17 protein-coding genes are annotated in these 23,968 nt (G+C 71.0%); 6 read left to right on the top strand and 11 right to left on the bottom strand.

Going from position 1 to position 23,968, the window contains the following annotated elements:
- Positions 1-95 precede the first annotated feature (95 nt).
- Together OG912_RS35905 and OG912_RS35910 are read left to right on the top strand one after the other, a co-directional pair.
- Entirely contained in the window at positions 96-1,253 is a 1,158-nt protein-coding gene (locus OG912_RS35905) for a methyltransferase (RefSeq protein WP_327712986.1), read from the top strand.
- Between the two features lie 103 nt (positions 1,254-1,356).
- The gene (locus OG912_RS35910; protein ID WP_327712987.1) at positions 1,357-2,535 is read left to right on the top strand and encodes an acyl-CoA dehydrogenase family protein; all 1,179 of its coding nucleotides are present in this window, start codon (positions 1,357-1,359) and stop codon (positions 2,533-2,535) included.
- Between the two features lie 121 nt (positions 2,536-2,656).
- On the opposite strand, the gene OG912_RS35915 is transcribed toward OG912_RS35910, so the two are convergent.
- The 3 genes from OG912_RS35915 to OG912_RS40170 form a co-directional block, all read right to left on the bottom strand.
- The gene (locus OG912_RS35915; protein WP_327713628.1) at positions 2,657-4,318 is read right to left on the bottom strand and encodes a TniQ family protein; all 1,662 of its coding nucleotides are present in this window, start codon (positions 4,316-4,318) and stop codon (positions 2,657-2,659) included.
- Between the two features lie 190 nt (positions 4,319-4,508).
- Entirely contained in the window at positions 4,509-5,135 is a 627-nt protein-coding gene (locus OG912_RS35920) for a phosphotransferase family protein (RefSeq protein WP_327712988.1), read from the bottom strand.
- Between the two features lie 513 nt (positions 5,136-5,648).
- Complete coding sequence (locus OG912_RS40170) at positions 5,649-6,065, bottom strand: transposase family protein (protein WP_443061059.1); 417 nt, start codon at positions 6,063-6,065, stop codon at positions 5,649-5,651.
- 447 nt (positions 6,066-6,512) lie between these two features.
- Between OG912_RS40170 and OG912_RS35930 the strand changes: the two genes are divergently transcribed.
- The 4 genes from OG912_RS35930 (at position 6,513) to OG912_RS35945 (ending at position 13,185) form a co-directional block, all read left to right on the top strand.
- Positions 6,513-8,177 carry a sigma-70 family RNA polymerase sigma factor gene (locus tag OG912_RS35930; RefSeq protein ID WP_327712989.1) on the top strand — a complete coding sequence of 555 codons (1,665 nt, stop codon included), beginning with the start codon at positions 6,513-6,515 and terminating at the stop codon, positions 8,175-8,177.
- Positions 8,178-8,423: 246 nt separating this feature from the next.
- Positions 8,424-9,323 carry an oxygenase MpaB family protein gene (locus OG912_RS35935; protein ID WP_327712991.1) on the top strand — a complete coding sequence of 300 codons (900 nt, stop codon included), beginning with the start codon at positions 8,424-8,426 and terminating at the stop codon, positions 9,321-9,323.
- A gap of 17 nt (positions 9,324-9,340) precedes the next feature.
- Positions 9,341-11,584 carry a serine/threonine-protein kinase gene (locus tag OG912_RS35940; protein WP_327712992.1) on the top strand — a complete coding sequence of 748 codons (2,244 nt, stop codon included), beginning with the start codon at positions 9,341-9,343 and terminating at the stop codon, positions 11,582-11,584.
- Between the two features lie 56 nt (positions 11,585-11,640).
- Positions 11,641-13,185, top strand: coding sequence for a phytoene desaturase family protein (locus OG912_RS35945; RefSeq protein WP_327712993.1), 1,545 nt, complete (start codon positions 11,641-11,643; stop codon positions 13,183-13,185).
- A gap of 10 nt (positions 13,186-13,195) precedes the next feature.
- Here the strand turns inward: OG912_RS35945 and OG912_RS35950 are convergent, their stop codons facing one another.
- The 8 genes from OG912_RS35950 to OG912_RS35985 are packed head-to-tail and all read right to left on the bottom strand — an operon-like array spanning position 13,196 to position 23,964.
- The gene (locus OG912_RS35950) at positions 13,196-14,170 is read right to left on the bottom strand and encodes an acetylxylan esterase (protein ID WP_327712995.1); all 975 of its coding nucleotides are present in this window, start codon (positions 14,168-14,170) and stop codon (positions 13,196-13,198) included.
- A gap of 4 nt (positions 14,171-14,174) precedes the next feature.
- A complete protein-coding gene (locus tag OG912_RS35955) occupies positions 14,175-16,655 on the bottom strand; it encodes a polysaccharide lyase 8 family protein (RefSeq protein ID WP_327712996.1) in 2,481 nt (826 codons plus the stop codon).
- A complete protein-coding gene (locus OG912_RS35960) occupies positions 16,612-17,700 on the bottom strand; it encodes an SGNH/GDSL hydrolase family protein (protein WP_327712997.1) in 1,089 nt (362 codons plus the stop codon). Before OG912_RS35960 ends, OG912_RS35955 begins: the two co-directional genes overlap by 44 nt.
- Before the next feature lie 59 nt (positions 17,701-17,759).
- Positions 17,760-18,839 (bottom strand): right-handed parallel beta-helix repeat-containing protein, encoded by a 1,080-nt coding sequence (locus OG912_RS35965; protein WP_327712998.1) that lies wholly within the window; start codon positions 18,837-18,839, stop codon positions 17,760-17,762.
- Positions 18,836-19,438, bottom strand: coding sequence for a DUF624 domain-containing protein (locus tag OG912_RS35970; RefSeq protein ID WP_327712999.1), 603 nt, complete (start codon positions 19,436-19,438; stop codon positions 18,836-18,838). The genes OG912_RS35965 and OG912_RS35970 overlap by 4 nt, the downstream gene beginning before the upstream one ends.
- 2 nt (positions 19,439-19,440) lie before the next feature.
- On the bottom strand, positions 19,441-21,420 hold the full coding sequence (locus OG912_RS35975; protein WP_327713000.1) for a hypothetical protein: 1,980 nt from the start codon (positions 21,418-21,420) through the stop codon (positions 19,441-19,443).
- Positions 21,421-21,424: 4 nt separating this feature from the next.
- On the bottom strand, positions 21,425-23,212 hold the full coding sequence (locus OG912_RS35980) for a heparinase II/III domain-containing protein (protein WP_327713001.1): 1,788 nt from the start codon (positions 23,210-23,212) through the stop codon (positions 21,425-21,427).
- Positions 23,200-23,964: an SDR family NAD(P)-dependent oxidoreductase gene (locus OG912_RS35985; RefSeq protein ID WP_327713002.1), complete on the bottom strand. Its 765-nt coding sequence runs from the start codon at positions 23,962-23,964 to the stop codon at positions 23,200-23,202. Before OG912_RS35985 ends, OG912_RS35980 begins: the two co-directional genes overlap by 13 nt.
- Positions 23,965-23,968: the final 4 nt, after the last annotated feature.

Below are 23,968 nucleotides of genomic sequence, written 5' to 3' on the forward strand. Positions count from 1 at the left end.
ACCCGGCCGTAGCGGCGGTACAGGGCACTGTGCAGGTGCGCGGCGGCGGCCGGCTGTGCGGGCGTACGGCGCTGCTCGGTTAGCCTGAACGCAATATGAACCGTTTGACGACGTCAGGGGCCGGTTACGACCTCGCCCGATTCCCCGAGAACCCCCGCGACCCGTTCCAGGCCTGGGACGCGGCCGACGAATACCTGCTGCGGCACCTGGAGGGGATCGACGGGGCCGAGCCGCTCGCGCTCTCCGGACGCCTCGTGATCGTCGGTGACCGCTGGGGCGCGCTGAGTACGGCGCTGGCCGAGCACCGCCCCGCACAGATCACCGACTCCTACCTCGCGCAGCGGGCGACGACGGCGAACCTGGAGCGCAACGGCGCCGACCCCGAAGCCGTGCGCCTGCTGTCCGCCCGCGAGACGCCGCCGGACCGTATCGACGTCCTGCTCGTCCGTGTGCCCAAGAGCCTCGCGCTCCTGGAGGACCAGTTGCACCGGCTCGCGCCCGCCGTCCACGCAGGCACCGTTGTCATCGGCACCGGGATGGTGAAGGAGATCCACACCTCCACCCTCAAACTGTTCGAGCGGATCATCGGCCCCACCCGCACCTCGCTCGCGGTCAAGAAGGCCCGGCTCATCCACTGCACACCCGACCCCTCCCTGGCGCGTACCCCCAGCCCCTGGCCGTACCGCTACGAGCTGCCCGGCGACGTGGGCACTGTCGCGGGACGCACCGTCATCAACCACGCCGGGATCTTCTGCGCGGAGCGGCTCGACATCGGCACCCGCTTCTTCCTCAAGCACCTGCCGGTGCGCAGCGGCCCGGACCGCGTCGTCGACCTCGGCTGCGGGAACGGAGTCCTCGGCCTGGCCGCCGCACTCGCCAACCCCGACGCCGAGCTCACCTTCGTCGACGAGTCGTACCAGGCCCTCGCCTCCGCGGAGGCGACCTTCCGGGCGAACACCGGAGCGGACGCCGAGGCCCGCTTCGTCGTCGCCGACGGGCTGACCGGCGCAGAGCCCGCCGGTGCGGACCTCGTCCTGTGCAACCCGCCGTTCCACTCGCACCAGGCCACCACGGACGCGACGGCCCGGAACATGTTCCACGGCGCGCGCACCGCGCTGCGCCAGGGCGGCGAACTCTGGGTGGTCGGCAACCGGCACCTCGCCTACCACACCCAGCTGCGCCGGATCTTCGGTAACTGCACCACGGTGGCGGGCGACCCCAAGTTCGTCGTCCTGCGCGCCGTCAAGCGCTGAGGGTCACGCCCGGGTGTTCGCGCCCCTTCCGGATTCTGGCAACACGTTCTACTGTGTGCGCCGCCGCACACGGGCGACGCGAAGCGAGACTCCTGGAGGGGCCGTGCACCTCGAATACACGCCTGAACAGCAGCAGTTGCGTGCCGAACTGCATACGTACTTCGCCGCCCTGGTCCCCGACAACGCCTATGCGCGCTACGCCGACCCGGCCGCCCAGAAGCGTTTCTACCGGGAGACGATCCGGCGCCTGGGCGCCGACGGCTGGCTCGGCGTCGGCTGGCCCACGGAGTACGGCGGGCGCGGTCTGTCCCCGATGGAACAGTTCATCTTCTTCGACGAGGCGGCCCAGGCGGGCGTCCCGCTGCCGCTGATGGCCCTCAACACCGTCGGCCCGACGATCATGCAGTTCGGAACCGACGAGCAGAAGGCCTACTTCCTGCCCAAGGTCCTTGCCGGGGAGATCGACTTCGCGATCGGCTACAGCGAACCCGACGCGGGCACCGACCTCGCCGCACTCAAGACCCGGGCGGTGCGCGACGGCGACACGTACATCGTCGACGGGCAGAAGATCTGGACGACGAACGGCGACACCGCGGACTGGGTCTGGCTCGCCGCCCGCACCGATCCGGACGCCCCGCCCCACAAGGGCATCACCATGCTCCTCGTGCCGACGTCCGACCCCGGCTACTCCTGCACCCTGATCAACACCCTGGCCTCGCACGACACCACGGCCAGCTACTACGAGAACATCCGCGTCCCCGTCTCCCGCCGGGTCGGCGAGGAGAACAAGGGCTGGCGGCTCATCACCAACCAGCTCAACCACGAACGCGTCACCCTCGCCGCCCACGGCACCATGGCCATCCGCGCCCTGCGCAACGTCCGGCGCTGGGCCGCCGACACCCGCCTCGCCGACGGCCGCCGCGTGATCGACCTCGGCTGGGTCCGCGCCCGTCTCGCCCGCACGCACGCCCGGCTCGATGCGATGAAACTCCTGAACTGGCAGATGGTGTCAGCCGTCCAGCACGCCACCCTCACCCCGCAGGACGCCTCCGCCGTCAAGGTCTACGGCTCCGAGGCGCGCCGCGACGCCTACGCCTGGCTCATGGAGGTCGTCGGCTCGGCGGGCCCGCTCAAGGAGGGCTCGGCGGGCGCCGTCCTGCACGGCGAGCTCGAGCGCGGATACCGGTCCGCCGTCATCTTCACCTTCGGCGGCGGCAACAACGAGATCCAGCGGGAGATCATCTCGTGGATCGGACTCGGGATGCCGCGCGTGCGTCGCTGACTCCTTGTGACGAGGCTTTTTAGTTGGCATAGAAGTGGGATAGTTGGCACTGACTGCTGCCGACAGTCAGTACCACGTGTACCCGCTGGGCTTTGACGGCAGAGGGTGCTGACCTGCAGCTTCAGGCAAGCGGGTCGGGGGCCCTCGGGCTGTACGCGTCCGCTTCTTGCGCTACTACGACGTCCATGTCGACGGACAGTTTCTCGTCTTGGTCGCAGGACCTGGCCAGGTACGTCGCATAGAGAGCCAGGCGCTGCCGCAGTCGGAATCGCTGGCCGTGACCGAGGTTGGCCTCGTGGAAGTGGCCTATCAGTGTGGTGAGGGCTTGGGTGCCGACGGCGCTGCGTACCGCGACCGCGAAGGGGGACCGCGATGGTTCACCCCGCGTGACATCGCTCCATACGACGATCGACATGAAGCGCGGAACCATCTGGGTCCGCAGGCGCTCGAGCCGGTGGAGGCTGTCGAAGAGGCGGTCCCGGTCAGTGTCGGGCATGCACCAGCTTCCCATTCTGAGCCGGCGGTTGGCGTAGTCGATTCGGTCCTTCTGGGCGTCGAGTTCGTCCGCGATTTCCTCGACGATGTGAGTGAAGAGTGGCCACAGCCGCGCGTCGGTGAGCCTGTGCCCAAGCATGCGCTGTGCGTTGGCTCCCACTCCTGGAGAGACGCCCAGGGACATTGCGCAATCCGACCATGTCTGCCCCGATGCGAGTTCCGCGAGCCGGAATGCGGCTCCGCGACGCAGGAGCCGGTCGTCACGGTATGTGATGTTGGGGAGCTGTGCGCGGAGCTTTGCGAAGTGCGTCAGGTACCAGGAGCGTGGCAGGTAGGCCGGGACTTGGGCGATGGTGAAGGTGTAGTTGTGCCGCAGTTTTCGGTAAAGAATGTTGGTTTTGCGCGAATTGGGGTCGCGTGGTGACATTGCCCGTGCGAATTCCTTGGAGATGCCCGGTTCTTGGGCGATCTTGCTCGCGTATGGTTTTGAACGCCTGTATGTTTCGGCGGAGAGAGGCCCGACCTTTTCGGCGAGGGTCCACACGTCGCGTTCTGTGATGAGATTGTCGGCGGCGAGGAGTAACGCGCCGGATGTCGCAGGATCCGTCGGGGCGGTCCGAACTCCTGCGATTGTTGCTCCTTGGTCCTGTGAATAGCTGGAGAGGAACGGTGCGATGTGTGCATTGACGATCGCGGCCAGAGTGCTGGTGGGCAAGAGGCGGTGTCCGGTTGGCCAGCTGATTTTGATGAGGCGCGTGGCGGTGATGAGGTCATGGAAGTAGGTGTCGGCTGCGGGGGAAGCGTGAGCACTGTTGACGGGCGGATTCAATCGTCCGTCGATGCGCTTTTGGAGATCGAGTAGCAGCTGGAGGTCTTCCAGTGTAAAGGGTGAGTTTCTGTGGCTGTCTATGTGGTCCAGGCGGGCGCCGCAGACGGGACCGGTGCCGGGTATGGGGTTGCCGCCCGGAGAGATTTCGGGGTTTCGGCACTGAAGCGGGTGCAAGCCGTCGATGTTCGGTTGCTTGATCAGTGCGACGCGCCGCCGCTCGGGGTTGTTGAGGGGAAGGAGACAGGACGGACATTCGTACTCAAGGAGGCTTTTGTGCCGGGTGCATGCGAAGACGATGGGGAGGTGCCAGCGCAGTTGCCATGCGCCTCCGAGGGTGTTCTGGATGGGGCTGCCGTTACCGCGTAGGCATGGGGGGCAGTATCGGCTGGACGGTGTCATATTCCAGCCGACCGTCGCCGGTCCCCTGGCCCTATGCGTGCCCGCTCGGATCGTGAGCAGGGCGGCGCATCGCCGTGCTCTTCCTTGCCAACCCGCCGTTGGACCGCCCCGTTGCGCCGTATATGAGCCGGGACAGGCTGACGGTCGACATCCCCGGACTCGCCCGCCTCAAAGGCGCCATGTTCGGACTGCCCCCGGCCCCCGTCCGGCCCGCACACCATGCGGAGCAGGGCTCTTGACCCGGAAACGCTCAGTTCAGGATCCGGTCGAACACGTCGCGGTGCGCGCAGACGAAGGCATGTTCCCGCCTGCTCCAGGAGATCCGGTCGCCCAGAACGTTCGCGGGCGCCGGCGCCGAAGCCGGGCGGGCCAAGAACTCCGACCAGAACCTTACGTTCCGCGCCTGGCGCTCAAGGACGCAGTCGACCAGAGCGCGACGCTCGGGCTCCTCCAACCCGTACACGTCCGCGACGAGCCGCACTTGGTCGGCCTGCTCCTCCAGCGGAGTGGCCCACTTGGACGAAATGCACCACGTCCACGCCAGGTACGCAACATCCTCGAGCCGACTTCCCGGAGCGGCTTCCTCGAAATCGATGATCGCCACGGGCAGACCGTTTCTGAAGACGTAGTTATTCGGCCCGGGGTCGTGATGGCACACAACGTCGAACCGGCCGGCGAGCCGACTCCCACGTGTCGCCTCGTGCATCTCACGCAGGAGCAGGGTCGCCGCCCGGACCTGACCGTCCGACCATGGTTGGAACTTCTTCGGAACATGACCTTCCATGTACGTCAGAACATCTTTTCCGCCCACCTGGCCGAGGTATTTCGGGGCGCCTGAAAAACCGCGCTCCTCGAATATTCCCAGAAGGGAAGCCATGAATTCCGACGAAGTAGATGTGGGTCGTAGCACCCTGTCGTCGCTCCGTATGACCTCCGACGTCATGCGTCCGCCGGTCAGTACGAGTGCACCATGAGAAATATCAGCCATTGCCGCTCCCGCGCTGTGATCTTCGTCCACTGTACTCGCCGGGCGGTGTCGTCCAGAGGTGTCCGCCCGGGGCCGTGCACTCCGGGTGATGATAACGGGTCCGAGCCACATCCGCACTCGGATCGAATCATCCCGCACCCGTCCCCGTACGCCCTATAAACAGACTATCGATATTCCATGGGAGCTGCCGACGCGATCGAATCTCCGAAGGAAGAATGCAATGCCGCACCCCTCCGTGTGTCTATGTTGAGTGAATCTGCAATTTCACTGAAAGCGCGAAACGCAGGGTCGGTTATCGCGCCTGGAGAAGGCGGCACGCCGGGGCGCGAGGGAATCTCGTGAGCCTGTCGGGCACGGGCCGGCCCAAACTTCTGCACGAGCGGTTCCTCAACGGCCTGGCGATCAATCCGCTAACTTGATCTTTAACCCACGCGCGCGAACGTGGGTCCGTTGACTTCCTCGTTCGTCGTTTCGTGGAGCCTGGTTTGCCAACCGTGCACGTCGTGGCGCGGGGTGGGACGGGTGTTTGATTCCGGGTGGTCGACCTGGTCCGAGGTGGGAGACTTTCGAGGCGCACGCCCATGGCCCCAGGACCCGGGCGCCCAGCCGGGCAAGGGTGTGCTGCGGAGCGTTCGCGGACCACTGTCCGACGGCCGCGTACGAGCGGGCGCCGGCGACCACCGCCGAGGTGGCAACCAGCAGCACCGCCACGAACGGGTGACGAACCCCTCGACGCCGACGCGGATCGGGCAGCAGTCCCGCCGTTCCATCCACGGTGGGCGACTTGATCAGGCAGACGGTGGCAGACTGGCGGCACATCGAAGCTCCGGTGGTTCAGGGCGACTTGGGAAGGTCACCCCGTTCAACCGGAGCTTCGTTGCCTACGTGACGGGCCGACCCGGACCTCCCACACCGCCGTGACCAGCCGATTCATGCCCTCACCAGGACTTTGAAAGTGCCCTGCCCACGGGGGTTCGCGTCGCTATTGATCGCCGTGAGCGGCCAAGGCGGAGCGAGCAGCAAGGGCGCCGGTGCTGCCTCAGTGCACCACGTTGTACCAATGTGCCAACTAAACCGCCTCTTCGTGGGCGGGTGTGTTTGAACCCAGTTGGCATCACTGCAGGTCAGATCCGTGGAAAAGTGTCAACTATGAGGCTTGGTCACACCTGAGGAAATCCCGTTCGTGGAAACTGATATCCGGCCCGCTCCCGGCGGTCTCCCAGCCATCGGGCATCATCAGCGGTCTACGGGACAGGGAACTTCTTCATGAGCCAGCAGCACACGGTGGACCCGGCGGCACTGGTGACCGCCGCCCGCGAGGGGGACGCGGGGGCCAGGGACGAGCTGGCGAGCGCGTACCTTCCGCTCGTCTACAACATCGTGGGCCGGGCGCTGAACGGTTCGGCGGACGTGGACGACGTGGTGCAGGACACCATGCTCCGGGCGCTGCACGGGCTCGGCGGTCTGCGGGCCCCGGAGAGCTTCCGCTCCTGGCTGGTGGCGATCGCCATGAACCAGGTCCGCGCGTACTGGCAGGGCCGCAACGGCGCGCCGGGCACGCTGGAGGAGGCCGGGCAGGTCGCCGATCCCGGGGCCGACTTCGTTGATCTGACGATGATGCGCCTGCAACTGTCCGGGCAGCGTCAGGAGACGGCGCGTGCGACGCGGTGGCTGGAGCCGGAGGACCGGGGCCTGCTGTCGCTGTGGTGGCTGGAGTGCGCGGGGGAGCTGACCCGTACCGAGGTCGCCGAGGCACTGGAACTCTCGCCGCAGTACGCGGCGGTCCGGGTGCAGCGGATGAAGGCGCAGCTGGAGACGGCCCGCATCGTCGTGCGGGCGCTCGACGCGCAGCCGCCGTGCGAGGAACTCCGCGGGGTCCTCGCGGCGTGGGACGGCCGGCCTTCGGTCCTGTGGCGCAAACGCATAGCCCGGCACGCCCGTGACTGCTTCCGGTGCGCCGGACTCCGGAGCGGCCTGATGCCCGCCGAAGGCCTGCTGGCGGGGCTGGCACTGGTCGCGGCGCCCGTGGCCCTGCTCGCGCTGTGGCCCGCACAGGACGCGATGGCGTCCGTCGCCGCATCGCACGTGCTCGGCGGGGCACCGGGCGACGGGGCGATACCCGCCGGGCCCGGCCGGCACCGTTCGCCGGGCGGGCGGAACGGGGGCGGGCGGGGCACCTCGCGCGCCGAAGCGCGCCGGCGCCGGCGGACCGTCCGGCGGCGGGCGGTCGGCGGCGCGGTACTGGCGGCGTGCGTGGCCGGCGGGGGCCTGTGGTACGCATCCCTCGGGCCCGGTACCGGAGGCGACGACGAAGCGGCGTCGCGTACGGCGGCCGAGCCCGTCACCGATCTCGCCGCACCCGGGACCCCGGCCACCACGTCACCGTCACCGCAGCCGTCCGTGTCCGTTTCCGCGTCGCCCTCGCCGTCCGCGAAGAAGAGCGCCCCTGCGACCCCGAGCCGGAAACCGAGGAAGAGCGACCCCCCGGCGCCGAAGAAGACGGCCACACCGCCGGTGCCGAGCGCCCCAGCCGCGCAACCGGCCCCCCTGAGCACCACGGCCCAGGTCGTCGCCCTGGCCAACAAGGAGCGGGGGGCCGCCGGATGCGGACCGCTCACGGAGGACACCCAGCTCACGGACGCGGCGCAGCGCCACTCCGACGACATGGCGGCCAGGGACTTCTTCGAGCACACCAACCCGGACGGCGCCGACCCCGGGCAACGCGTCACCGACGCCGGGTACCACTGGTCCACGTACGGCGAGAACATAGCGCGGGGCCAGCAGACGCCCGCAGCGGTGATGGAGTCCTGGATGAACAGCCCCGGCCACCGCGCCAACATTCTCAACTGCGACTTCAAGGACATCGGCATCGGTATCCACCAGGGGCCCGGCGGACCGTGGTGGACGCAGGACTTCGGCGCGAAGCCATGAACCCTGCGACGGCCGTGCGGCCACCGCGCACGCCGACGGAGCCGCCGCCGTCCTGACCGCCCGGACAGGTTCTGGCTCCGGGCCGGATGAAGCGAGGAGTCCGTGCATCGCGAAGTCACCGAAGGGGCGTTGCCGGGGTGGTGACGACAAGCAGATCCTGAGAGCCTCTCCGGGACTGCGATCCTGGCCGGAGCGCCCCATCGCGACGAGTGCGTCGGTTCGCCGCCCAGCAGGAGGTACGAGCACATGACGGAACCCGACCCCGGGCTCTTCGGGCCCGCCTCGGTCACCTGGCAGCTGCACGGCGACCCGATGATGTGGGTCGCCGGAGTGCGCGCCCTGTACCTCCAGGCCCTCCACCCGCGCGCGGTGCGCGGCGTCATGCAGAACTCCGACTTCCGCAAGGACGCCTGGGGGCGGCTCATGCGTACGGCGGGCTTCGTCGGGACGATCACCTACGGCACCACCGACGCCGCCGAGAAGGCCGGAGCCCGGGTCCGCAAGATCCACCGGCTCCTCAAGGTCACCGACCCGCTGACCGGTGAGACGTACGGCGTCGACGAGCCGGACCTGCTGCTGTGGGTGCATTGCGCGGAGGTCGACTCCTACCTTCAGGTCCAGCGGCGCTCCGGCTACCCGCTCACCGACGCGCAGGCCGACCGGTACATCGACGAGCACCGCACCAGTGCCCGGCTCGTCGGGCTGGATCCGGCCGGCGTTCCCGCGACGGCCGCGCAGCTGGCCGCCTACTTCGAGCAGGTGCGGCCCCAACTGGCCTCCTCTCCCGAGGCGTTGGATGTCGACCACTTCCTGCGCCGGCCACCGGTCCACCCGCTGCTCGTACCGGCGCGTGCCGTCCTGTGGCGGCGCGTCGCGACCCTCGCCTACCAGTCGCTGCCCCCGTTCGCCCATGAGCTGTACGGCAGACCGGTACCGCCTGCGCCCACCGTCGACCGCCGCCTGCGCACCACCGGAACCGTCCTGCGCACCATCCCGTCGAAGCTGCGCTGGCAACTCCCGCCCGGTCACATCGTGAACGCGATGGCACGACTCGGACCCGGCAGCCGCCCCACCCCGTACAAACTGAAAAGGGAGGCAGCCATACTGGACGGGCCGGGGAGGGCACAGCGACAGCAGGCGGAGTGACGGGGGCGACAGCAGGGATGGCGGAAACCAGGCTGATCCAGAGCCGGTACCGACTGCTCGATCTGATCGGGCGTGGCGGCATGGGCGAGGTGTGGCGTGCCCGCGACGAGTCGCTCGGCCGGCAGGTCGCCGTCAAATGCCTCAAGCCGATGGGCCCGCAGCACGACCAGGACTTCACCCGCATCCTGCGCGAACGCTTCCGCCGGGAGGCCCGGGTCGCCGCCGCCCTGCAGCACCGGGGCGTCACCGTCGTCCACGACTTCGGCGAGCACGAGGGCGTGCTCTATCTGGTGATGGAACTCCTGGACGGCCGCAACCTCAGCCAGCTCCTGGAGGACAACAAGCAGCACCCGCTGCCCGTCGACGACGTCGTCGACATCGCCGAACAGGTCGCCGACGCCCTCGGCTACACCCATCAGCAGGGGATCATCCACCGCGACCTCAAGCCCGCCAACATCATGCGGCTGGCCGACGGGACGGTGAAGATCTGCGACTTCGGTATCGCCAGGCTCGGCCACGACATCTCGGTCACCTCCCGCCTCACCGGTGTCGGCATCGCGATGGGCACCCCGCACTACATGTCGCCGGAGCAGATCAGCGGCGGCCAGATCGACCACCGCAGCGACCTCTACTCGCTGGGCTGCGTGCTGTACGAGATCGCCACGGGCGCCCCGCCGTTCGACCTCGACGACGCCTGGGGCGTGCTCGTCGGGCACCGCGACACCCCGCCCGAACCGCTGCGCACCCACCGGGCGGAGCTGCCCGGGTTCTTCGACCGTGTCGTCCTGGAACTGCTGGCCAAGGCCCCCGACCAGCGGCCCGCCGACGCGGGCGACCTGCGCCGCCGCATCGCCGGCGGCCGAACCGGCGAGCAGGCGCACCCGGAACCGACCGGCCAGGTGCTCCTCGCGCCGCCGGCCCCGGTCGCGCGACCCGGCGGGCCGGTCGCCCCCGCATCGCGCCTGCCGGACTGGACCCGCGGGATGACCACCGGGCACAAGGCGACCGGCAGCCCGACCGGTCCACCCGATCCGTTCGACCACGCGGCGGGTCTGACCGGCGCATGGACCACCGGCATCGGCCGGCCGGCCGGGGCCGGGCGGCCCACCCCGGCCCCGGAACTCCTCTCGGTACTCGCCAACCGCCACAGCGCCGGCCTCAACCTGGGCAGGCTCGGCCACTGGGAGGAGGCGGGGGAGGTCCACCGCGCGGTCGCCGCCGAACGCGAGAACGTGCTGGGCCCCGACCACCCCGAGACGCTCTCCAGCCGGTACGAGGTCGCGTTCACCCTGAGCCGGACAGGGGATGCGGCCAACGCGCTGCGCGAGTTCGACCGCGTCGCCCAGGGGCGCGAACGCACGCTCGGCCCCGACCACCCGGAAACCCTCGCGGCGCGTCAGGAGATGGCGTACGTACTGGGCCGGCTCGACCGTCACTTCGAGGCCCACCAGCTGTACGCCGCCGTCCTCGCCTCGCGGGAACGCTCGATGGGGTCCGACCACCCCGACACCCTGCGCTGCCGCCACAACCTGGCGTTCAACCTCAGCAGGCTCGGCCGGCTGGAGGAGTCGTACGTCATGGCCCGCGACGTGGCGACGGCGCGCGGCCGGCTGCTCGGCGCCGACCACCCCGACACCCTCGTCACCCGCTACGAGGTCGGCTACACCCTGGGCCGGCTCGGCCGCTGGGCGGAGGCCCTGCAGACCTACCGGGAAGTCGTCCAGGCCCGTGCGCAGGCCCTGGGCGCCGACCACCCCGACACCCTCGCGGCCCGCTACGAGGTAGGCATCAGCCTCGGCCGGCTGGGCCACAGCGCCGAGGCCCTGGAGCTCTACCGCGCGCTCGTCGAGGACCGGACCCGGGTCAGCGGCCCCACCGACCCCGAGACCCTCCGCGCCCGCCACGGGCTGGGCGTCAACCTGGGCAGGCTGGCCCGCTGGGAGGAGGCACTGGCCGAATCCCGCGAGGTGTGCGCGCACCGCGAACGCGTCCTGGGAGCCGACCACCCCGACACCCTGGTCAGCCGCCGAGAGGTCGCCGTGGGCCTCGGCTGGCTCGGGCGCTGGGCCGACGCCCTCAAGGTGTACCGGCAGGTCGCAGAGGAGCGCACCCGGATCCTGGGGGCCGACCACCCCGACACCCTGGCCGGCCGCAACGACGAGGCGCACTGCCTCGAACAGCTCGGCCGCGGCCCCGAGGCCGTCGACCTCTACCGGCAGGTGGCGGCGCTGCGGCAGCAGCGGGGCATCCCGCAGCACTGAGGGCGAAGCCCGGCGCGAGCCCTGGTCCGGGCCGCGTGTCCGTGTTACCAAGGGGCATGCCCGTACGAGACAGCTATGACGCAGTGATCGTGGGCGGCGGCCACAACGGCCTGGTCGCCGCCGCCTACCTCGCCCGCGCCGGACAGTCCGTCCTGGTCCTGGAACGGCTGGCCACCACCGGGGGAGCGGCGGTCTCGACCCGCCCCTTCGCCGGGGTCGACGCCCGCCTGTCGCGCTACTCGTACCTGGTGTCGCTGCTCCCGCCGAAGATCGTCCGCGATCTCGGCCTGGACTTCGCCGTACGCAAACGGACCGTTTCCTCGTACACCCCGGCCGTCCGCGACGGGCGTGCCACCGGGCTGCTCGTCGGCGGCGACCGCACCCGTGACTCGTTCGCCGCGCTCACCGGCTCCGACCGGGAGTACGAGGCCTGGCAGCGGTTCTACGGACTCACGGGGCAGGTCGCCGAGCGGGTCTTCCCCACACTCACCGAGCCGCTGCCCACCCGTGACGCGCTGTGGGAGCGGATCGGCGACCCGGACGCGTGGCGGATGCTGTTCGAGGAGCCCATCGGCGTCGCCGTCGAGGACAACTTCGCCGACGACCTCGTCCGCGGCGTCGTGCTCACCGACGCGCTGATCGGCACCTTCGCCGACGCGCACGACCCGTCACTGCTCCAGAACCGCTGCTTCCTTTACCACGTGATCGGCGGCGGCACCGGCGACTGGGACGTCCCGGTCGGCGGCATGGGTGCGCTCACCGACGCCCTCGCAGGGGCCGCGCTGGCCGCCGGTGCGCAGATCCGGACCGGGCACGAGGCGGTGCGTATCGACACCGACGGGTCGCACGCCGAGGTGACGGTGCGGACGGCGAGCGGTGAGTCGACCGTCGGCGCACGCCGCGTTCTGGTCAACGCCTCGCCCGAGGCTCTGGCCGCCCTCCTCGGCGACGCGCCGCCCGCACCCGCCGAGGGTGCCCAGCTGAAGGTGAACATGCTGCTCACCCGACTGCCCCGGCTGAAGGACCGGTCCGTGGACCCGCGCGAGGCGTTCGGCGGGACCTTCCACATCGCCGAGGGGTACGGGCAACTGGCCGACGCCCATCGGGACGCGGCAGCGGGCCGGCTCCCCGCCGCCCCGCCCTCGGAGATCTACTGCCACTCGCTCACGGACCCCTCGATCCTCGGCGCGGACCTCGCCGCCCGGGGCTACCAGACGCTGACCCTCTTCGGCCTGCACACCCCCGCCCGCCTGTTCGCCGCGGACAACGACGCCACCCGCGCCACCCTGCTCAAGGCCACGCTCGCCGAGCTCGAAGCCCACCTGGAGGAGCCGCTCGCCGACTGCCTGGCGCTGGATGCGGACGGCGCGCCCTGCATCGAGGCGAAGACACCGCTCGACCTGGAGCGGGACCTGCGGCTGCCCGGCGGCCACATCTTCCACCGGGACCTAGCCTTCCCGTACGCCGCACCGGAGACCGGCCGCTGGGGCGTGGAGACCGCGCATGCCAACGTCCTGCTCTGCGGGGCCGGCGCGGTGCGCGGCGGCGGGGTCAGCGGGGTCCCCGGCCACAACGCCGCGATGGCGGCGCTGGGCCGGTGACCGGTATCCCCTACTGACCGAACGCGCCGCGCAGGGCGGCGAGCTTGCGGGGCAGGTCGTACTCCGCCCCGCCCTCGTGCCCGTTGTACGTGAACACCTCGATCTGCGCCGGACCGGCGTAGCGGTGGTAGGCGGCGAACACCGTGGACGACGGACAGGTCTTGTCCATCAGCCCCACCGAGAACCACGCCGGAGCGGTCGCCCGCGCCGCGAAGTTGACACCGTCGAAGTACGACAGGGTCTCCATCGCCTCGTCGATCCGGAAGCGGTGCCCGGACAGCCAGCGGGCGATCTCCGCGTACGGACCCGTGTCCGTGATCTGTGAGGCACGCCGGTAGTGGCAGAGGAACGGCACATCGGCGACGGCCGCCACGACGTCGTCCCGCAGCCCCGCCACGGCGAGCGCGAGGCCGCCGCCCTGACTGCCGCCGAGCACCGCGACCCGCGAGGCGTCCACCGCGTCATGGGCCTTCGCCGCGTCGACGGCCCGCACGGCGTCCGTGATCAGCCGGCGGTAGTAGTGCCGGTACGGGTCCTCGATGCCCCGGGTCAGGAAGCCGGGGGAGGAGGAGCCGTTCCCCTCGGGACCGATGTCCATGGTGTCGGCGGTGTTCTTGCCGCCACCTCCCTGCCCGCGGTTGTCCATCACCAGATGGGCGTAGCCCAGGGCGCTCCAGGTGAGCCAGGAGTAGGGGATGCCGCGGCCGCCGTTGTACCCGATGTACTGCACGACAGCGGGCAGCGGACCCGAGCGTTCCCGGGGGAGCATCAGCCACGCCTTCACCGGCTGGCCGCCCCAGCCGCGGAACGTCACGTCGAACACGTCGACGGTGGTGAATCCGGCGTCGTACGGAACGAACTCGGCGTCCAGGCCGTGGCGGGCGCTCTCCGTGAGCGTCTTCTCCCAGAAGGCGTCGAAGTCGGCCGGCTCCTCGGGCTCCGGCCGGTAGTCGCGCAGCCGGTCCAGAGGCATGTCGAACAGCAAGGGTCTAGCTCCTCTTCAGAGTGAGGTTGAGGGTTGCACCGTGGAGTTCGGATGTGGCGGCGGTGATACGGATGCCGGTGCCGGTCGGAGCCACCGTGATGCCCGGGTCGGCCGAGACGACGCCCAGATTGCGCTGGGCCAGGTTCAGCACCACGGAGGACCGCAGCTGGGTCGGGTCGGACAGCGAAACGGTCACCGTCTTGCCCTCCGGCCGGACCAGGACCGAGGCCGGTCCGTCCGAGGCGAGCTCCTGCGCGGTGCCCGCGGTCCAGAAGTTCGCGGCGAGCAGCCCGTCCGTGCAGCGGCGTACCGCGTGCACGGCGGTGGAGTCGGCGATGAGCTTCACCGGGGGCGCGGACGACCACTGCTTCGTACGCTCGGCGGAGGCCATCGGCGCCTGCAGCCAGAAGTAGCCCGCCCCCTGCGGTGCGGTCCCGTGGTCCTGCCACAGCGTCAGATACGGGCGGGTGACGGAGGTGTCCGTGCCGTACTTGAGGTTGATCTCGCGCCAGGTCGCGGTCCGTTCCTCACGCAGACCGTGCAGCGTGGCGGGGGCCGGGAAGATGTAGCCGCCCGTCCCGGCGACATGCAGCCAGCGCACCTCGTCCAGCTGCGCGGACCAGCCGGTGTCCGCCGACGCCGCCTGGCCGTTGACGAGCAGGGCCGCCGCCGGGTCCCGCAGCTTCCGGTTCTCCACCACGGTCTCGGCCGTACCCGCGTCGGCCGTGATGCCGGAGCCGACGCAGGCGATGACGTCGTCCAGGCAGAACCAGCTCTTGAGGCCCTGGAGCGAACTGCCGAACGCCCGCAGCTCCATCCCGTACGCGCCGAGCGTCGTCCCCGGCAGTGCGGCGCCGCCCGCCCAGTCGGTGGTGCTGGTGGTGCGCTGCCCCGCCGCGTCGGCGGGCCGGCCCGCGAGGACGGTGGTGCCGGGCAGCCGGGTGGGGTCGACCGTGGGCCAGTAGTCCTCGCTGTAGTGGCCGAGGTCATTGGTGTAGAGGAGCACCATGCCGTCGGAGAGGTGCCAGGCGTGCAGGTTCTCGTTCTGGATCGACTCGTAGTTGTAGATCCTGGACGAGTAGGCGGAGATGCCGAGCGCGAACGAGGGCCGGTGGTGGGCCGCCTTGTCCATCCGGGGGTGCTGCTTGTGGGCGACCAGCGGACCGCGGGCGGGTACCGACGACGCGATGACGTTGCGGGCCGCGACGAGCGAGGCGAGGTCGGTCACGGCGAGGAAGTCGCGGTAGGTGTCCTCGGCGATCCACTGCTTGACCAGGGACGTGAACCGGTCGGCGGTCTCTCCGGGGAAGCTCGGGATCAGCCGCACCACCGCCTCGATGACCGTCTGCGCCGAGATGTGGCCCTGCTTGCTCGGGCGGGCGATCTCACGCCCGCAGACCGACGCCATCACATCGCCGCGCGCCAGCAGCGGGTCGAAGCCCTCGTCGACCCAGAGCCGGACGTTGTCGAGATCGGGATCGGTGACCGTCCACGACGTGCCCGCGAGGAGGTTCAGGAGACGGGAGAGGTTGTTCAGCAACTCCTTGCCGTAGCCACCGTTGTACGGGTGCTTGTAGTGCTGGAGGAACGAGCCGTCCGAGTAGAAGCCCTCTCCTGTGCCCTCGGCCGCCGCGCTCGCGTCGTTGAAGGCGAGGACGCTGTTGGCGCCCGAACCCTCGACGTCCGAAAGAGCGTCACGGACCCGGACGAGGTCGGCGCCGCTGTCGCGGAGCACCGCGTTCACGGCGACGACGGTGGAGATCCACACCCGGTTGGCGCCGGTCGCGATCTGCCGGTCGGCGCGCCAGAGGTTGGGGTCGGGTGTGTAGCTCCGGACGGCCTCGTTGATCCGGCCGAGCCGCTCCGCCCCGAGCGCGTCGTACAGCAGTACGGTCGCGTCGTTGAGCGCGAGCGCGCAGCCGATCTCCCAGTCCCAGTCGTTGTCGAACCGGGTGTGCCCGGGTCCGTAACGGTTGGCCAGCATCCAGTCGATGCCCGCCACGAGCAGGTCCCGCAGTGCGGTGTCGCCGTACTGGACGGTGCCGGGTACGGCCCACGCGGTCGCGACCGTCGCGAGCCGCTTGAACGACGTCGTGACGTGGTTGGAGAGCGTGGTGCTGGTCAGGTCGGGGAACAGCCCGTCGGCACGGGTCGGGTCCAGGCCCTTCGCGGACGTCGTCGCGGCCTTCCCGATCCTCGCCACGGCCGCGGCGATCTGCGGGTCGGTGAGGTCGAGGCCGGGGCCGCCGGTGAGCAGGGTGTGCCACCGGGCGCGCAGCGAGGCCGCGTCGTCGACCGGGTCCGCGGCGTGCGCGGTCCCCGCCACGAGCGTGAACGGCAGGGTGGCGGCCGCGCCGAGTGCTGCCGCACCGGCGAGGACGGTACGGCGGGTGGTGGTGCCGGTGGTGCCTCGGGTGGTGCCTGGCTTCATGGTGCGGCCCTCACAGAAGGTGTCGGCGGTCGACGGCTGCGGCGAGCGCCGCATGGCCGGAAGGGTTGGGGTGGAGGCCGTCGCCGCTGTCGTACGCGGGCAGCATCCGCTCCGGGTGGTCCGGATCGCGCACGGCGGCGTCGAAGTCGGCGACGGCGTCGAAGACCCGGCCGGTCCGTACGGCCGCGTTGATCTGCTGCCGCACCGTCTCCAGCTCGGGCGTCCAGCGGGTCCAGCCGCCGAACGGCGTGATGGTCGCGCCGACCACGCGCAGGCCGGCGTCCCGGGCGCGCAGCACCAGTTGCCGGTAGCCGGCCAGGACGAGCGCCGGGTCGGTCTGGCTCGGCGGCTGCTGGAGGTCGTTGACGCCGAGGTGGACCAGTACGGTCCGCAGTCCGGGCAGGGACAGCACATCGCGGTCGAAGCGGGCCTGTCCGCCCGGCCCGAACCGGGCGTCGTCCAGCAGCAGGCGGTTGCCGCTGATCCCGAGATCGGCGAGCGCCGCGCCGGGAAGGCGCCTGGCCAGCTGGTCGGGCCAGCGCAGATCGGAGTCATCGGGTGTGCCGACGCCCTCCGCGATGGAGTCGCCCAGCACCGCGATCACGGGCCCGTGCGCGCCCGTCACCTCCACACCCGTCAGCAGGAACACCGAAGTGGTGCGCACCCCGTCGACGTCGTGCGAGGCATGGGTGTTGCGGTGGAACGACAACGGACCGGTGGGGCCCGGCAGTTCGGTCCGCACCGTCAGCAGGGAGCCCTCGGCGGCCCGCAGGCCCCCGACCGCGTCACTGGTCAGCGAGGCACCCGCGGCGAGCCAGGCCTGCCGCCGCCCGCCGAACGTCACGGGGGCGCCGCCCGCGGTCACCGGGCCGATCAGGACCGGCACCGTGCCGAAGGCGTGCCCGTAGCGCAGCCGGACCTGCCCGCCCGCGGACAGCCGCACGCGCGCGGTGAACGTGCCCTGCGTCAGCCCGGCGCTCGCCACCACGTCGGTGGCCGTCGGCGCGGTCTGCGCGGTCGCCCACGACGTCGTCCAGCGCGAGCGGCGCGCACCGCCGCCCGGTCCCTCGGCGGCCTGTGCCCCCGGGGCCGTCGCCACGACCGCGGCCAGGCCGGCCGCTGCCGTCAGTACCCCGCGTCTCGCGGGTCCCCGCCCGCTCACTGGGGGCACGCGCCGGTCGGGGCGTACTCGCTGCCGTACGTGCCCACGGAGTCGCCGCCGGTGTTCCCGCTCATCGTGTTGGTGCAGACGGGGCCCTGGGGGGTGCGCATGAACTTGATGCCGCCGCCGGCGTTTCCGGTGATGGTGTTGCCGTAGATGCTGGTGTCGATGCCGTCGGTCGCGGTGTCGCCGCCGAGCCGGATGCCCGCGCCGGCGTTGTCGTGGATGGTGTTGTAGCGGAATATGTTGCCGCTGCCGCGCGCGTCGAGCCCGCCGGAGCTGGAGTCCTTCTGCTGGCTGCAGTCGTTGTACTCGACGTAGTTGTTGGTCGAGTTCTCCTTCACGTCGACGCACTCGTTGCCGCGGGTGGCGATCGTGTTGTGGTGGATGCGGTTGTTCTTGCTGATGTCGGGGGCGGCGTCCGGAGCGCCGTTCGCACCCTGCTGCTCCGGGGCCGTGCCGAGGTAGATGCCCTCGCCGTTCTTGCCGCCGCCGCCGAACTTGAAGTCGGCGACGCCGCAGTCGGTGATGGTGTTCTCGGAGATGTCGGCGCCGGTGACGAGGTAGCGCACGCGCAGGCATTCGTCGGCGGCGTTCTTCAGGGTCATGCCGGTGATGCGGAGACCGCCCACACCGTTGCCCGGAGTCGTGCTCATGACATATATGAGCTTGAGCCGGTACCCCGACACATCGGTGGACGACCCGTGCAGCCCGTCGACGGTGAAGCCGTTCAGCGTCGTCGAGTCGTGCTGCACCTGAATGATCCGGGCGTCTCCGGCCCCCTTCACCACGGCGTTCGCCGGGCCGGTGATGGTGACCCCGGCGCGCTTGGTCACGACATCCTGCTTGTACGTGCCGGCGGCGAGGTTCACCACGGCGCCCGTGGGCGCCAGATCGACGGCCTTCTGGATCGTGGCGAGCGGGGAGCCGGCCGACGTACCGGAGTTGGTGTCGCTGCCGGACGGCGACACGTAGTAGGCGGTGGCGGCGGCAGCGGCCACCGACGGCGGGGGGAAGACGAGCGGGGCGCCGACGGCGAGCGCGGCGACGAGGGTGGTGCGCAGTGCGTGGCTCATGGGGTGTGCCTCCTGGGATCAGCGAAGGACAGAGCGAGCAGTACGGGAATGCTCGGGCCGAGAAGCAGTGGCCCCAGCGGTACGACGAGGGAGAGGAGCACGGCGGAGACCACCGCACCGAGCAGGGCGGTGCCCCGGGCGGCCGAACCGAATCCGAGCGCCAGCGCGCCCCGGGTCCAGCCGCGGACGGTGCCGCCCGGCTCCCGGCCGGCCTCGGCCGCGAACGCCACATGGTGGATGACCAGGGCCGCCGCGATGCCCACCTGGGCAGCCAGCAGGACGAAGGTCCACGGCTCCGAACGGCCGAGCAGATGGACGATGTTGGCGGCCAGCACGCCCCCGGCCACCGTGGACACGAGGGAGTGCCGCCACAGGGCGCGCCAGTAACGGGGGAAGGATGTGAAGGTGTGGACGAAGCAGCGGCTGTCCCCCTCGGCCCGCCACCGCTGGAGCCCGTGCGCCATCGCGGCGAGGGCGGGAAGCCAGGTCACGACCCCCAGCGACAGCAGGGCGAACGCGGCTCCGGCCGCGGCCGGGTAGGCCACGAACTCCAGCCGCCGCAGCAGCGTCGGCCAGCCGGACGAGAGAGTTGCCTGCATGATCAGCCGACCTTTCCTGTGTACGGTTCCGTCACGTCGAGCAGCACGCGGCCGTCCAGCTCCAGCCGGGTCGCTGCCACGACCCAGGGGGCGCCGCCCTCGGTGAGCAGCACGGCCGCAGCATCGGCGAGGACTCCGGCGGTGCCGATCCGCCGGGTGACGGGGGAGAGCAGCACGGTCTCGGTTCCGAAGGACACGCCCTGGCCCTCCGAGCAGGGGACCCGGGTGGCATCCGGCGCCGTTCCCGGAGCGATGGTGGTGAGGAACAGCCCCTCGGCCGACCGTGTCGTGGTCGAGCGCAGGGTGTGCAGAGTCCGGGTGAGGCGCAGCTCCGGCGTGCTCGACGTCGGATTGGCCTCCACCTCGGTGACCTCCCCGACGACCCGGCCGCCGGCGGGGGCGAACTGCCGCAGCCGCGCCGAGGCCGCCCCGGAGCGGATCAGCCGGCCGCCGTCCGGCTGCGGTTCGGTCGGCCGGTCGGTCTGGAGCAGGAACGTCCACTCCCGCGCCGCATCCGCCTCGGCGAGGTCCAGCAGTACCAGGCACCCCGACGGGGTGAACACCAGTGTCCGGTCGAGCCGCCGCACCCCCAGCGCGGGGTCGTACATCGCGGCGATCTCCGCCGTGGCGTGCGCCCATCCGCATTCGGCGGAGACGAGCACATCGCGCTGCCGGGCCTGCCGCTCGAAGGGGATGTCCCGGTACACGTGGTACCGGTCCTCGTCCGCGTACCCCTGCCCGTCCACCAGCAGCAGATTGTGGTGCGCGGCCTTCTTGCGGTTGCTGTAGCCCTCGTCCACCGCGAGGAACGCGCCCTGCGAGACGAACACGAAGGAACCCGAATCGGGGTGGTGGTGCCCCTGGTTGAGGGTGTCCCAGCCCTTGTCCACCCGGTGCCTCTCCGCGGTCTCCCACGCCCGGTGGCCCCCGCCAGGACTGGCCTTGAACGACACCAGGGTGGCGTCGTCGTCCCAGCCCGTGCGCGCGGCCAGCAGCCCGAGATCGGGGAAGAACGCCCGCGTCTCGGTGGGCCGGGCGGCCTGGACGGACGGGTCGTACCAGAGGTACTCCAGATAGGCCTCCGGGAGGATGCCCGGCCGCACGCCGCTCTCGGCAGCCTCCGCCCACAGCAGTTCGCCCGACGCCAGATCGCCCATCCACTGCGCCTCGGGGATCGCGTACTGGGCGGCCAGGCGGTAGTAGAGACCGGCGCTGTGGCCGCTGCGCCGGTCATGGCAGTCGCCGTGGTCCACGTTGAACGCGAACCCGGGCGCCGTCTGGTGCAGCCGGTAGCGGAACGTCCGGGGCAGGAACCCGCCCCGGTCCCACCAGTCGATGCCCTCCGCCTCCTTGAGGAGATCCAGGTGGATGGCGAGGAAGGGTACGCCGTAGCGCCAGTAGACGACGCCCTCGGCATGCGATCCGTCCTCGGGCATCAGGTCCAGGACGGTCGCGAGGTTGTCCCTGGCGCGCTCGGTCCACTCCTCCTTGCCCAGCACGTACCCGGCCGTCGCCAGACCCGCGTAACAGATCCAGTTGTGGTTCTGCCAGTACGACGACGACCACCAGCTGCCCTCGCTCGCCACCGCGAACTCGTACATCCGCCGCCCCTGGAGCAGCAGTTTGTACCGCAGCAGCGCCTGCACCCCGTCCGGCAGGTCGTCGCCGAGCCACCGGTAGGCGAGGGAGAGATGGTGCAGCAGCCAGCCGGCATCCAGGTCGTGGTCCGGCATATGAGCCCTGCCCCAGTGCGGCAGCCGTACCGCCGCCTCGATCCAGCGCAGGCTCTCCGCCAGGTGCGCGGGGTCGCCGCCGACCCGGTAGGCGAGGGCCGGGTTGGAAGCGGCGGGGCCGAGCCAGGTGATGCTGGCCAGGGGGTGCGTACGGGGCGGGGTCAGCCCGCGGTGGCGGGTGGCCTCCTCGTACAGCCGCTTCTCCTGCGCGGGACGCGGTCCGGGGGGCGGGGTCGCCGAGAGCAACAAGGGTTCAGTCCTCCGTCCGGAACCGTGCGGTGCCGCCGTCGGCCAGGCAGACCGTCAGCCCGTCGCCGTCCAGGCGTACGTCGGTGACCGCGGGACCGGCCGATGCCGCCTGGTAGACCGAGGCGAACGTGACCCGGTCGGTGTCGGCGGTGAAGTCCACCCGGGTCCGCACGCGTTGCGGGTCGTCGGCCGGCCCCGGGCCGGGCCGGCCCACCGGGCGCACCGGCACATCGGCCCGGTGCGTGTGCCAGCCGTGCAGCGTCTCGTCGCCGTACCAGGTGGTGCGGGCCGCGCCCGCCGCCTGCACCTGCACGTCCAGTGCGGTGCCGGGGCGCAACTGGGCGGTGATGTGCCGGGACTCCGTGGCCGTCACGGTCAGCAGGTCCACCAGATAGCTGTCGCCCGCCACGATCCGCCGGACCCCGCGCACGCCCTCGTACGCCGTGGTCACCTCTGCGGTGACGGACCGGTCGTCCGAGCCGAGCAGGGCTCCCGCGCACTCCGCCTGTTCGAGGCCGTCCACCCGGAACGCCGGATGGGCCTCGGTCGACGCGTACAGATCACGGAACTCGGCGTGGGCGTAGGGCACCTGGCCGGGATCGGGCTGCCACGGAGTGGTGTCGCCGTAGAGATAGAGAGACAGCTTGTCCCGGTGACCGTGCGAACCGCCGTGCGGACCGAAGTCGAGCAGTGCGTGAATGCCGGCGACCCGCAGCACCGCATAGCCGGCCGTGCCGAACAGGGTGAGCGCGCCGGACGCCGGGCGCTCGGGCAGCGGCGGGCCGGTGAACCAGCCGCCCAGTTCCCGGTCCAGCCCGTCGTCGCTCGCGCCCAGCTCGGCCCGGGACCGCCCGGCCACCGCTGCCAGCGCGGGTGAAGGAACCAACTGCTGTGCAAGAGCCACCAGTTCGAGCCACTCCAGGGCCAGCGGGGCACGCAGATACGGACCGTCGTGCAGCGCGGGCAGGATGCCGCCCGGCGTGGCGATCGCCGCCAGCACGTCCGTCATCCCGGCCAGCACACCCACCACATCCGACGGGAGAGCTGCCGGATCGGTGCCCCGCAGCGCCAGCAGCGCCGCCCGCAGCACGAACCCGTGGTAGTAGGTGCTGCCCTCCCACTCCCAGCCGTCCTCGGCGACCGCGACCCGCAGATGCGCGTACAGCCCGCTGTCGCCCTCCAGCCACTCCTTCGAACCGCCCCACTCCTGCCCGCGCACCGCCGCGGCGCCACGCCCGGCGGCGGCGCCCGCGGCGTTGAGCCACGCGGTGTAGTTGGAGGCGAGCTGGCCCTTGCCGATCAATACGGTGCGGGCGTCGAGTGCCGCCCGCTCCAAGGAGTCCAGCAGCGGCAGCACACCGGACAGATCATCCGTGCCGTGCTCGGCGAGCGTCAGCACGGTGTGCCCGATGTTCACCGCCCAGATCGCGTCGGTCAGCGCCTGGTGGAAGAGCCGGCCGCGCAGCATCCAGCCCTGTGCCTCACCGTGCTGCGCGGTGGCCAACTCCTCGTACAGAGCGGTGTACTCGACGAGGCGGGCCACCGCCTCGTCACGCTCCCCGCGGTGGGCGAGCACCCGAAGATGCCGCGCCCACGCCTGGTGCGACAGCACCAGCCAGGCACCGCGCACCGCCTCGTTGTCCACCCGGCAGCCGTACGCACAGCGCGCACCGCCCTCCGGGAACACCCCGGCGAGCACATCGCCGTGGTCCAGCTCCACCCCGTGCGCGGGGCAGACGTACGCGTGCCACCAGCCGCCGCGCTCCCGCGCGATCCGCCTCAACGCGGCCATACGCCACCGTCGATGTCCACCGTGGTGGCGGTGAGGAAGCCGGACGAGGGCGACGCCAGGTGGACGACGGCCGCGGCCACGTCCTCAGGGGTGCCCGCCCGGCCCACCGGGATGCCCGCCTCCATCGCCTGCTGCGCCTCGGGCGCGGTGAACGTGTCGTGGAAGGCGGTGCCCTTGATGAAGCCGGGAGCGACGGTGTTGACCGTGATGCCGCTGCCGCCGAGCTCCTTGGCCAGACCCTTGGTGAATCCGCGGATGCCGGCCTTGGCGGCCGCGTAGGCGACCGAGCCGGGGCCGCCGCCGTTGTGCGCGGCGAGCGACGACATCGTGATGATGCGCCCGGCCGACGACTCCTTCAGGTGCGGCAGCGCCGCCCGTACCGTACGGAACGTCGAGGTCAGATTGGTGTCGATGACCTGGCCGAAGTGGTCGTCGGACATCTCGGCGATGGTGGCCCGGCCGATCAGATGGCCGGCGTTGCAGACCAGGACGTCCAGTCCGCCGAGGAACCCGGTGGCCTCCTCGACGAAGCGGTCCACCTCGGCCGTCACCGTCGCGTCGGCCTGGAACGCCTTGGCCTTACGGCCCAGCGCCTCGATCGCGGAGACCGTCTTCGCGGCCTCGTCGGCGGAGGAGTGGTAGTGGACGGCGACATCGGCGCCGGCCTCGGCCAGGGCGACGGCGATGGCACGGCCGATGCCGTGGCCCGCCCCGGTCACCAGCGCGCGGGAACCTTGGAGATCAGCAGACATGGGG

The organism is Streptomyces sp. NBC_00464 (assembly GCF_036013915.1).
In the GTDB taxonomy this organism is placed as follows: Bacteria; Actinomycetota; Actinomycetes; order Streptomycetales; family Streptomycetaceae; genus Streptomyces.